The 12,132-nt window shown below is 55.3% G+C and carries 9 protein-coding genes; 7 read left to right on the plus strand and 2 right to left on the minus strand.

Features of this window, described 5'->3' with window-relative positions:
* The first annotated feature begins 211 nt into the window (after positions 1-211).
* The 3 genes from hisS to AC3G2T_RS18100 all read left to right on the plus strand — a co-directional run bounded on the left by hisS (position 212) and on the right by AC3G2T_RS18100 (position 2,782).
* Positions 212-1,519 carry a histidine--tRNA ligase gene (hisS, locus tag AC3G2T_RS18090; RefSeq protein ID WP_488436424.1) on the plus strand — a complete coding sequence of 436 codons (1,308 nt, stop codon included), beginning with the start codon at positions 212-214 and terminating at the stop codon, positions 1,517-1,519.
* Between the two features lie 69 nt (positions 1,520-1,588).
* Complete coding sequence (locus AC3G2T_RS18095) at positions 1,589-2,425, plus strand: prohibitin family protein (protein ID WP_474685530.1); 837 nt, start codon at positions 1,589-1,591, stop codon at positions 2,423-2,425.
* Between the two features lie 159 nt (positions 2,426-2,584).
* Entirely contained in the window at positions 2,585-2,782 is a 198-nt protein-coding gene (locus AC3G2T_RS18100; protein ID WP_474685532.1) for a hypothetical protein, read from the plus strand.
* A gap of 649 nt (positions 2,783-3,431) precedes the next feature.
* On the opposite strand, the gene AC3G2T_RS18105 is transcribed toward AC3G2T_RS18100, so the two are convergent.
* On the minus strand, positions 3,432-5,141 hold the full coding sequence (locus tag AC3G2T_RS18105; protein WP_488436425.1) for a hypothetical protein: 1,710 nt from the start codon (positions 5,139-5,141) through the stop codon (positions 3,432-3,434).
* A gap of 14 nt (positions 5,142-5,155) precedes the next feature.
* Positions 5,156-6,457, minus strand: a complete 1,302-nt coding sequence (locus AC3G2T_RS18110) for an AAA family ATPase (protein ID WP_488436426.1) — start codon at positions 6,455-6,457, stop codon at positions 5,156-5,158.
* Between the two features lie 236 nt (positions 6,458-6,693).
* Between AC3G2T_RS18110 and AC3G2T_RS18115 the strand changes: the two genes are divergently transcribed.
* The 4 genes from AC3G2T_RS18115 to AC3G2T_RS18130 all read left to right on the plus strand — a co-directional run bounded on the left by AC3G2T_RS18115 (position 6,694) and on the right by AC3G2T_RS18130 (position 12,122).
* Entirely contained in the window at positions 6,694-7,191 is a 498-nt protein-coding gene (locus AC3G2T_RS18115) for a metallophosphoesterase family protein (protein WP_488436427.1), read from the plus strand.
* A 98-nt stretch (positions 7,192-7,289) separates the two neighbouring features.
* The gene (locus AC3G2T_RS18120; RefSeq protein ID WP_488436428.1) at positions 7,290-9,575 is read left to right on the plus strand and encodes a type IA DNA topoisomerase; all 2,286 of its coding nucleotides are present in this window, start codon (positions 7,290-7,292) and stop codon (positions 9,573-9,575) included.
* 23 nt (positions 9,576-9,598) lie between these two features.
* Positions 9,599-10,276 (plus strand): uracil-DNA glycosylase, encoded by a 678-nt coding sequence (locus tag AC3G2T_RS18125; protein WP_488436429.1) that lies wholly within the window; start codon positions 9,599-9,601, stop codon positions 10,274-10,276.
* Positions 10,277-10,427: 151 nt separating this feature from the next.
* Positions 10,428-12,122, plus strand: coding sequence for a M3 family oligoendopeptidase (locus AC3G2T_RS18130; RefSeq protein WP_488436430.1), 1,695 nt, complete (start codon positions 10,428-10,430; stop codon positions 12,120-12,122).
* Positions 12,123-12,132: the final 10 nt, after the last annotated feature.

Consider the following 12,132-nt stretch of genomic DNA (forward strand, 5'->3'; position numbering starts at 1 on the left):
ATTATGTTGAAGGAGACGATCGCCATGATTCGTTCTTGCATCGTACAATTTCATCATTATTTTGAAAGGCGTTAGCACACACCTGTAACTTTTTCGGGGTGGGCTAACGCTGTTCGCGTTGGCCTCCCTGCGGAATAACGATTCGCGCGGGACCAGAGGTCCGGCGCGTTTTTTATTTTCGCCAATAAACGGAGAAGGGAATGGGAAATGTATGCAAAACGTGAAAGGAACTAACGATTATTGGGGAAAAGAGCAGGCGCTGAGGAAAGAGGTGCAGTCCGTGCTGGAAACGGTGTTTGCATTGTACGATTTTGAGCCGATGGAAACGCCGATTTTGAATGAAGAGGCGCTGCTGGCATCCAAGTATGCGGGCGGGGAAGAGGTTTTGAAAGAAATGTACCGCCTGCATGACCAGGGCGGCCGGAATTTGGCGCTTCGATATGACCTGACGCTGCCGCTTGCCAAAGTGGTTGCCAATAACCCCGGGCTGGAGCTTCCGTTCAAACGTTACGAGATCGGCAAAGTATTCCGGGACGGCCCCGTGAAGCGCGGACGAATGCGTGAATTCATCCAATGCGACGCCGATGCGGTCGGAATCGCGGGTCCGGTCGGAGAGGCGGAGCTGATGCAGCTTGCGGCCGATGTGTTCGGGAAGCTCGGCATTCCGGTTGTAATCAAATGGAATAACCGCAAATTGCTCGGCGAGCTGCTTGACTGTCTAGGCGTGCCGTCAGCTATGCACCTTACCGTCATGCTTACACTGGACAAATTGGCGAAAATCGGTGCCGAAGGCGTTGGCGCCGAGCTTGCCGCCAAAGGATTATCGGACGCAGTAATAACCCGCACGGTGGCCCTCAATGGCGAGGAGCCGCTGCGACTCGCTCATCTGCTGGACCGTTTTCAGTTGGAGGCAAAGGGAGGTGCGCAGGAGGCACGGGCCTTGCAGCTGCTTTTGCAGCAAACCGGTTTGGACGGCTGCTGCACTTTTGACCCGTTTCTCTCGAGGGGATTGTCTTTTTATACAGGTACGGTTTACGAGATTGCCGATGCGGCGGGCGTGTATACATCGAGTCTGGGCGGAGGGGGGAGATACGACCGGATGATCGGGCTTTTGGCGGAGGGGCGGGAAGTCAGCGTTCCGGCAGTCGGTCTTTCCTTTGGGATGGAGGCGATTATGGAGATGCTGCGTAGCGGAAAACATGCGGATCAAACGCCCCGGCCCCAGGTGCTGGTCGTCCGGATAGGGGAGGAAGCTTCCGCCGAAGCTCTGCGGACAGCGTTCGAGCTGCGCCAGGCAAACATACGGACACGCGTCGCAAGCGGCGACCGCAAATTAAAAAAGCTGCTGTCGTCCGCATCCGCTCAAGGCATCCGATTCGTCGTTCTGATCGGTTCGGAGGAAATTTCGGCAGCCCGAGTCAGGCTGAAAGATATGGTCGAGCAGACCGAGCAGGTCGTTCCTCTGCAACAAGCGATCCGCTGCATGGAAGTGTGCTGCCCGCCAAGAAACTTTACATAATTTTGAAACAAATTCCCGCTCGCCGCCGTACAATTATTGAGGTTCTTAAAAAAGAGAGGGAGAGATGCGATGGAAACCAATCTGAACCCGAAGAGTCGGGCTGCGAATGTGAAATGGATCATAACCACGGCTTTGCTGGTCGTTGTCGTTCTCATTATTTTGTTGAACGGCTTTTCGACCGTGCAGTACGGGAATGTAGGTTTGTACAAAACATTCGGAAAGCTGAGCGACTCCGTATTGGGCCCGGGCGTGCATATGAAAGTGCCGTTCGTGCAGACGATTATTCAAGTGAACACCCAGGTGACCAAAGCGGAAGCCGACACGACGGCATCGTCGAAAGACCTTCAGCCGGTGTCCACGCACGTCGCCGTCAACTATTCGGTGGATAAAGCATCGGCGTACAACTTGATGAACAATATCGGCGGCTCGTACGATACGGTGATCATCGCGCCGGCCATTCAGGAAATCGTGAAAGAAGTGACAGCCAAATATGCGGCTGAAGATTTAATCGCCAAACGCGATGCGGTCGCTGTGGAAATTCAGGAGCTGCTGACCAAACGTTTGGGCAGATACAATCTGTTCGTCAATGACATCAATATTGTCAATTTCAAATTTTCCGATGCGTTCAATCAATCGATTGAAGCGAAGCAAGTCGCGCAGCAGCAAGCTTTGAAAGCGGAGAACGACTTGAAACGGATTCAAATCGAAGCCCAGCAAAAGGTTGCGCAAGCGCAGGCGGAGGCGGAATCGCTCAAGCTCAAGAAGCAGGAAGTGACGCCGGAGCTTGTGCAATTGAAGCAAATCGAAGTGCAGGAGAAGGCGCTGGAAAAATGGGACGGCCGTTTACCTTCAGTTACCGGCGGGGCGGCACCATTTATCGACATCGATTCTTTGACGAAAAAGTAAACAGGATCGGTACTGGCGGCATTGTCAAAACCTGGGGTATAATGTCTAGTAGAATGCAAGTGCGATCACGATAACGGTGGAATTTTATTCCAGAGTTACCCCCAAATTCGGGAAGCGGCTTGCGAAAGATATAGGGAAACCAACGTGGAGGGTGAGCCAATGCCGCTTTGCAACTGCGTCGATTGCGGGCAATTGCTGCTCGCCGACTATGAGAATCGCTGTAAAACGTGCGTAGAAGAGCTTATGGCGGAAACACGCAAAGTGAAAGAGTTTGTCCGTTCGAACCCGGGAGCTTCATTGCTGGAAGTGTACCGCGAGACGGGCGTAGCCCTGCACGTTATTAAAGAGCTGCTGTGAATGATCGGCAAATAAAGGACCCGCAAAACTTCCAAGCGAAGATTGCGGGTCTTTTTGGGGTCGTCCAATGACGGTGCACCCGGCAAAACAGCGACCTTCCAGCCCGCCACCCGCCCGCCCGAGCCGGTCGCAACAATTTGCCCAGAAACCACACGCTAGAGCCGGTCGCAACAATTTGCCCAGAAACCCACCTGCCAGAACCGGTCGCACCCTCTGCCTGGTTGTGCGAAGAAAACCTGCAAAAGTACAGTTTTTGTTCGATAGATGCGCTGTCCACGACAAATTCCTGCAAATGTACAGGCTTTTCGCTGCGAACATGGGCTCAGGTTCATTTTCGTCGAAAATTCCTGCACTATCGCAGGCTTTTCGCCAAAATGGACCATTTTTACAGAAAAAACCTGCACTTTTGCAGGCTTTCTCCCTGCCAATCCGGCTCCCCACCATTTCAGCACAGCAACCCGAACGGAAAGGGGTGGCTTACTGAAACAACGCAACCCGACAGGAGCATACTTCAGTCCAAAGGCCAAGCTCATGCCCCAGATCTAGTGGGCGAGCTGCCCGCCAGTCGGTTCTACGCATAGCCAATTCGGATGTCTTTTTAAATGGCGACTATTTCCATCCATCCGCAAGGCGATCTAATTCCGTGCCGTCAATGTTTGGCAAAAACGTCAAGCAGCAGCTCGTCTTTAACCGGGTCCTGCATCTCCCAGGTCGTTGCAAATCGGATTTGATGCGAGACGCCCAAAATCTCGTATTTTTGCATCAGATGCTGGCGCGCGGTTCCGATGATCAGGGAGTGGAGGCGCAGCCGCTTGGTTTGGCCGAGCGCGCCGAGCTTTTGCAGCGTCGGCGGGGACAACTGGCCTACGCCGTCCGTCACCATGACGAAATCGGCGCCGTGAAAATGCGGATTGCTCTGCACCGCTTCCATTCCTTTCAGCAGCGGCGCGTCGAAGTTCGTGCCTCCGCCGAAAGCCATCTGCGCCAGCGCGTAGAAGCGGTCCCAATCCGGACGCTTACAGTACAGCGTGTGCTCGATCAGCTCGCCTTTGGCGCCGAACAGCAGCAGCATGAAGTCGCGCCCCTCCAGCAGGGCGAAGGAGGCGAACGTTGCGGTGAACAGCTGAGCGAGCTTCAGCTTGGCGCCGCGCATGGAGTGCGACGTGTCCAGCATGCAGATGACGGGACCTTTTTGCGGTTCGTCGAGCGCGCCGGTGTAGTTGTAAGTCATGAGCTTGTTTTCGATCCATTTGACGAGAAAATAAGGCTCGAAATCTTCATCCGCGAGCAGGCTGGCTTCGCTGGGCAGCATGTGGGAAAGTTCCCCGGAGTGCCGCAAATCGTCGTAGGCTTCGGGAATGAAAGGGGAGCGTATTTTTTTGCGCTGCACGCGCAGATGATGGACGTTCCGGCCGACTTCCTGCAAGAAGGCGATCAAATCTTTGCTGCGCTGCAGCTTTTCGATCCACTGCGTGTAGCGTTCGAACGTCTGCCGCCGCAGTTTGCCGAGCTCGCTGCCCCAGCGCCTGTTGGCCAGCCGCTGGCTGGCCTGCATCAGCGCGTGCACATCGAAGCTGTCCTCCTCTTCCTGCGACAGCGTCTCCTTGAGCGCGCGGTTCAGCCAATCGCCGAGCTCGTCCTCGACTTCTTTCATCGCGGCGGTATCTCTTGAGGTCATCCGCTCCATTTGCCGCTCGCGGCTCGCGAGCTCGTCCTCCGCCTTGCGCAGCTTGGTTTTCAGCTTGTCACGCTTCATGAACTCGGTACGCATCGCTTCCTTCAACTCGGCGATGCGCTGGCGCAAAGCCTGGATCTCCTCGGCGACGAGCGGTTTCGTATCCGCGGCAGCCTGCTTCTCCTCGACCGTGCGCTTGCCCTGCTGGAGCGTATAGCCGACAAGGCGCAGCTTCTCGATCTGTTTGTCCGTTAGCCGCTCGCTGACCCTGGCGTCTTCCTGGCCGCTGCGCTCCTGCTTTTTCTCGATGCCGGCGGCAAGCTGCTGCTGTTCCTTTTGCCTGCGCGTCACTTCTTTCTCGTAAGACTCCGTCAGCCACATCAACGCTTTCAGCGCCGTTTTGAAGGACGCATTGACCTGGCCGATCGTCCGCGGATGTATCGAGACGTAAAAATACTGCTTGCGCAAAGTGAGCACAAGCCAGCGGTGAAAGGGCGTGTCTTCCGCCGCGCCGTCGATTTCCGGTTTCGCCAAATAAAAACACATGAAAAAATCGGCGAACAGCTCCAGTTGAAACCACGGGGCTTGCCGGACAGCCTCACGCATCCATTCGCTAGCGGCCCGCGATGAGCGGACATAGCCTTCGAAGACGTATCTGTCGACCCTTGTGCAGCGTATGATCATAGGGCGGTACCTCTTTAAAGGGTATAGTCGTAGACAATGCCGGGAATTTCCCGGTCAAACAAGGTGCGGTACAGGCCTTGAACGGACTGCAGGTTGCGCTCGCCCTGTATGCGGAGATGGGTGAACTTTACGGCATATTGGTCAGGATGAAGCAGGAAAATGGACTGGGAAGCGATCCATTCGGCCAGCTTTTTCTCCTTTTCCTGCCAGCCGATGAGCCGGCCCCGCAAGCTTCTGGCCGTTTCCTCCAGCTCGGAGCGGCACAGCTCCAGCTCCGCTTTCAGCCGTTCGGACGCCTCTTTGGAAAGCGCGCCGCCGACTTCCTTTTTAAATTGGAACGAATGCAGCTCGTCCTCCTTGTCCAGCCACTTGCGGACGGATTGATTGTAGGTCTGGAGCGGCAGTTCCTGCTCCATTTCCTTTTTCAGCATCTCCTGAAAAACTTGATCGAACAGCTCTTTCAGCTCGCTCAAGTCCTCCGGGAAGTCCCACAGCATATGCGGTGTGAGCACCGTATCCCATACGCTTACCGAGCTGCGGCCGTGGATGGCGGCGGAGCATTTCCAGACCCGGCCGATTTTGTGCCAGCGGCGGTCGGATATGACGTATTCTTTTTCCTCCATGGCGGTTTTCAGCTGGAACATCATATAGATGATCGGCTCTGGCAAAATAATGTCTTGCGCCGCCGCTTTCAATTGGTTGACCAACTCCGTCGACAGCAGTACGGGCAGCGGTGCGGAAGGGGCGCCGAACATCAGCTCAAAGCTCGATATTTGCTTCACGTACTCGACTTCGAAGCGGAAAAGGAAGCGGTCGTACAGCGCGGCAAGCTGTTCGTTGTCTTCGGGCAGCTCATTGGAAGCCGCCATCAAAAAATGAAGCGGAACCTGCTGCTTCCCGCGGCCGTTGAAAAAGATGCGCTCGTTCAGAATAGAGAGCAGGGAGTTGAGAATCGCGCTGTTCGCCTTGAAAATTTCGTCGAGAAAAGCGAAGCGCGCCGCCGGCAAATATCCGTCCGTCAACCGGACGTATTCGTCCTGTTTCAGCTTTTGCAAAGAAACGGGACCGAACAGCTCATCGGGAGTTGTAAACCTGGTGAGCAAATAATCGAAGCCGGGCTCGCTGCCGAACAGTCCGGCAACGGCCCGCGCCAGCTGCGACTTGGCGGAGCCGGGAGGGCCGACGAGCAGAACGTGCTCGCCGCTCATTACGGCCAGCAGCAGCACGCGAATCAGTTCTTCGCGTTCCATGAAGCGTTTTTCGAGATGGCTCATCGCTTCTTTGAGTTTATTTTGAATGACCACAGGTTCTTTCATATGATGGAAGTGCTTCCGGTTTGCAGGGCCGGGCGCACGCGATCCCCCTTTATCGGTTGAAGTATGGTTTCTATTGTAACAAACTGGCACGCAAACAGCGAGTGAGTGAGCGGAAGAAGTATAGAATCGTTTTGCTTACATCAGATGGAAGGAATGTCCTTTTCTGGACGATTACGTGCAAATGTAAGCGTTTTCTGTTACAATGGCAGGACAGAGAGCGATTGGAGTGATAGTACTTGAGAATTGGTGTGATTTCGGATACTCATTTATCGGATCGTGCGGAAAAGCTGCCGAATGCACTCGTTCGGGGGCTTCAGGGTGTGGATCTGATCGTGCACGCCGGCGATTGGGTAGGCATGCGGATCGTAGATCTTGTAGAGCAAATAGCTCCTTGCGAGGCTGTGGCCGGAAATAACGACGGCATGGACATCATCGAGCGCTTCGGGCGCAAAAAGCTGCTCACGCTTGGCGGCCGCCGGATCGGGCTGATCCATGGCGACGGCTACCGCAAGACGACCGAGGAGCGGGCGCGGGAAGCATTTGCTGCCGAACGGCCGGACATCGTCATTTTCGGGCATTCGCACGTTCCTTACCGGCATACGATTGACGGCATGCTGCTGTTCAATCCGGGTTCGCCGACCGATAAACGGAGACAGTCCCGGTATTCTTACGGCATCATCGAGCTGGGGGCCGGTATTGACTCGCAGCTGTATTTTTACGACGAAAAGATATAAGACGGGCGATAGAAAGAGGATTTTTGACTGCGTAGGACGAATATTGTTAAGCTGACGAGAAATACCGACAGCAATAATCGACAAGAGGTAGTAGACGCGTGAAAACTTTGATTATCGCCGAAAAGCCTGACATGGGCCGCAATATCGCCTCGGCTATCGAGCCGAAAGCGCAAAACAAACGGTCCTATTTGGAAGGCGAGACGTACATTATTACTTGGGCGATCGGTCATTTGATCGAACTGGCGGAGCCCGACAAATACGATGAGAAATATAAAAAATGGAGCATAGATCATCTGCCGATTATTCCCGAGCAGTTCAAGCTCGTGCCGAATCCGCGCACCAAAGATCAGCTTAAGGTCATTGCCGAACTGGCGGGGAAATGCAACCTTCTGGTCAACGCGTGCGACGCCGGGCGGGAAGGCCAGCATATTTTTTCGCTCATACAGCGGCATTTGAAGTTGAAGCATCCGGTGAAGCGGCTGTGGATTTCGGACTTGACGGCGGAGACGATTCGCAAAGGGTTCGCGACGCTGAAGGACGGCAGCGAGTACGATAACTTGACCAAGGCAGCCAGATCGCGGAGCGAAGCGGACTGGCTGATTGGCATGAACGGCTCGCGCGCTTTTACGACGAAGCATAATGTGCTGCTTTCCGTCGGCCGGGTGCAGACGCCTGTGCTCGCATTGATTTATGACCGGCAAAAGCAGATCGAGGCGTTTTCGTCGCTCAAGTTTTTCGAGCTGGAGGGCCATTTTACGCAAGGGGATACGGCCTACAAAGGCATGTGGCAGGGAGAGCGCATGACGGACAAGGCCAAAGCCGAAGCGCTTGCGGCAAAAGTAAAAGGCAAGCCTGCGCGCATCGTTTCGTACGAGGTCAAAGAGACGAAGGAGTATCCTTTCAAACTGTACGATTTGACGCTGCTGCAGCGGGATGCGAACGGCAAGTTCGGATTTTCCGCGAAAAAAACGCTGGACACGGCGCAGTCGCTGTATGAGAAGCATAAAGTGATCTCGTACCCGCGGACGAATTCCAACTATGTGACGGAGCAAAACATTCCGGAAATGCACAAGGCGCTTTCCGCGCTTCAGGGCACGGCTTACCAGGATTTGGCGCAGGGAGCCGACCGCAATCTCGTTCATAAAAACAACAAATTTATTTGCAATCCAGCTAAGGTGGAAGACCACCATGCGATACTGCCTACGAACCGCAAGGCGTCGGGCCTGAATCCGGACGAACAGAAGCTGTACGATCTGATCGTCAGGCGCTTTCTTTCGCAGTTTTATCCGCCGGCCGAGTACAAGGTGCACACGGTGATGACGGAAGCGGAAACGGAAATGTTCAAGACGACCGTCAAAGAGCTGCTGCATTTGGGCTGGAAAATCATTTACGCCGATCAGAAGAAGGACAAGCCCAGAGGCGGCAAAGGCAAGGACAAGGAAGAGGAAGACGAGGAAGAAATCGAAGTCAATGAGCCGTTCTCCGTCAATCCGTCGGACGGTGTCATCTGCAGCGACACCGTCGTCAAGGAGAAAGAAACGCAGCCGCCCAAAACGTTTACCGAAGGCACGCTGCTGAAGGCGATGGAAAGCGCCGGCAAGCAGATCGAGGACGAGGAGCTGCGCGATGCAATGAAAGATTCGGGGCTCGGCACTCCGGCCACGCGCGCCGCGACGATCGAGCGGCTGAAAAAAGTCGGCTACATCGATATGCAGGGCAAAAAAATCGTCATCACGCAAAAGGGCCGAACAGCCGTCGAGCTGATCCGCGGCGCCGGGATCGAGCTGCTGACTTCCCCCGAAATGACCGGACAGTGGGAGCGCAGGCTGAACGAAATATCGCGGGGCACGGCTTCGGACGAGCAGTTCATGCATAACGTGAAAAAGTTCGCCGGCCTGATCGTGGACAAAGTCCGCATGCAGGCGAGAGCGTCCCGCACGGCTTTCGAAGGGGAGACCCCGGTCGCAGGCAAGCGCGGCGCGGCCCGTTCCCAGGCGGCGGGTTCCCGCCGGGAGAACGGCGCAGCGGCGCAAGGAACCGCTGCGGGAGCGAAAGCCCCGGCCGCTGCGCGCAAAACGGCCGCAGCCCAGCCGCCGGACGGCGCTTCCGCGATCGTGGCCGCGTGCCCGCGGCCCGGCTGCGGCGGCTCTTTGTTCATGGGACGGAAAGGCTACGGCTGTTCCCGTTACAAGGAAGGCTGCAAGTTCGTCATCTGGAAGGAAAGCTTCGGCCGCAGTTTGACCGATACGCAGGTGCAGGCGCTGGTGCAAAAAGGAAAAACCGCCAAGCTGAAACTGACGCTGCCGGACGGCGCGCCCGTTGAAGGCCGGATTGTGCTGAAAGACCCGCATACGGGGGAACTGGGCGTAGAAACGCTGGCATAAAAACATGGTGGAGGAAATAAAGAATGGCTATCTTGAATAACGATTGGTCGGAGCTGTTGGCCGAGCAATTCGAAACGCCTTACTATATGGAGCTGCGCAAATTTCTTGTGGACGAGTACAATTCGCGGCGAGTTTACCCGGACAAGCACGATATTTTCAACGCGCTTCATCTTACAGGCTACGCGGACACGAAAGTCGTGATTCTCGGCCAGGACCCGTATCATGGGCACGGACAGGCGCACGGACTCAGTTTTTCCGTCAAACCCGGCATAGCGACTCCGCCGTCGCTGCAAAACATGTATAAAGAGCTGCAAACCGATATAGGCTGTCACATCCCGGATAACGGCTATTTGGTCAAATGGGCGGAGCAGGGAGTCCTGCTGCTCAACACGGTGCTGACCGTGCGGGCCGACACGCCGAATTCGCACAAGGACAAAGGCTGGGAGCGTTTCACGGATCAGGTGATCCGATGCTTGAACGAGAGGGAGAAGCCGGTCGTGTTTCTGTTGTGGGGGAGCCATGCGCAGGCCAAGATGAGCCTGATCGATGCGAAGCGGCACCGGATCATCCGATCGCCGCATCCGAGCCCGCTCTCGGCTTACCGGGGATTTTTCGGCAGCAGGCCTTTCTCGCAGGCGAACGCGTACTTGCTTGAAATCGGCAGTGAGGAAATCGATTGGCAAATCCCGAATTTGAGCTAATGATGCAAGGGGGCGGCTGCGTGAAGCCGTCCTCTTCGGTTTTATGATTGCTCCTATTTGCTTATTTAAAACGAGTCTCATCTGGTGTAAAGTGAATATATACCATTGGTTAAATAATCCTGCCGAGCAGGGAGAAAAGAGTGATCCAGCGTTGAAATTTCAAGAGTATGTGTATGAAAGACCGGATTTTGCAGCGTTTGAACGGCAGTTCAACGGCCTGCTTGAGCAGTTTTCAAGCGCGGCGGATTTTGGTGAGCAGGATGCGTGCATGGAATCGATCGTCGCTTTGCGCGGCGAACTGGAGTCGCTGATGCAGATCGCGCATATTCGCCATACGATTGATACGGCGGACGAGTTTTACAAGGCGGAGCAGGATTTCGTCGATGAGGTTGATCCGCAGTATCAGGGGCTCGTGACAAAATTTTATGAAGCGCTTACAAAATCGGCTTTCCGGGCGGATCTGGAGGCGAAATGGGGCAGGCAGCTATTCACCATTGCGGAGCTGTCGCAGCGCACGTTTGCGCCGGAAATCGTGGAAGATCTCGTGCGCGAAAATAAGCTGGCGAGCGAATATTCCAAGCTGGTCGCCTCTGCGAAGCTGATGTTTGAAGGCGAAGAGCGCAATCTGGCGCAGCTGGCCCCGTTCCAGCAATCGACGGACAGGGCGATGCGGAAGCGGGCGACGGATGCCAGGTACGGCTTCTTTGAAGAAAATGAAGCGCGGCTCGACGAGATTTACGATCAATTGGTCAAGGTTCGCGCCCAAATTGCCGCAAAGCTGGGCTTCGGCAGCTTTGTCGAGCTTGCCTATGCCCGGCTGAACCGGTCCGATTACGACGCGAACGATGTTGCCGCATTCCGCAAGCAGGTACTGGAGCAGATCGTGCCGGTGGCCACGAAGCTGAAAGAGCGGCAGGCGGCGAGAATCGGGGTCGATACGCTCCGCTATTACGACGACAAGTTCAGCTTTCCGTCCGGAAATCCGCTGCCGCAAGGGGATGCGGAATGGATCGTCCGGCAGGGAGCCGAGATGTATGCGGAACTGTCGCCGGAAACCGATGAGTTCTACACGTTCATGCAGGAAAACGGCTTGTTCGACCTCGTCGCCAAAAAAGGGAAGCGCGTCGGCGGATACTGCACGTTTATAAGCAAATATAAAGCGCCTTTTATTTTTTCCAACTTTAACGGCACGTCCGGGGATATCGACGTGTTGACGCACGAGGCCGGCCATGCTTTTCAAGCTTATTGCAGCAGACATTTCGAGGTGCCTGAGTATATTTTTCCGACGCTTGAGGCGTGCGAGATTCATTCGATGAGCATGGAGTTTATCGTGTGGCCATGGATGGAGCTGTTTTTCGGGGAGGATACGGACAAGTACAAGTTCAAGCATTTGAGCGAGGCGCTGCTCTTCATTCCGTACGGGGTAGCTGTCGATGAATTTCAACACCGCGTGTACGAACAGCCGGACATGACGCCTGCGGCCAGAAAGCAAGTATGGCGCGAGATCGAGCTCAAATATTTGCCTCACCGCGTGTACGACGACCAGGCGTATTTGGAAAGGGGTGGCTTCTGGCATCAGCAGGCGCATATATTCAAAAGCCCGTTTTACTACATCGATTACACGCTGGCGCAAATTTGCGCGCTGCAATTTTGGAAACGGGCCAGCGAAGCGCCTGCAGCGGCGTGGCAGGATTACTTGAGGCTGTGCCGGCTGGGCGGAAGCCGCTCCTTCACGGAGCTTGTGCAGGCGGCCGGGCTGATCACGCCTTTTGCAGACGGATGCGTCGCCTCCGTGATCGGGCAGATCGGGAAATGGCTGGAGCAGGCTCCGGACGACAAGCTCTAGAAATCTGACG

Source organism: Paenibacillus sp. sgz302191 (genome assembly GCF_057749925.1).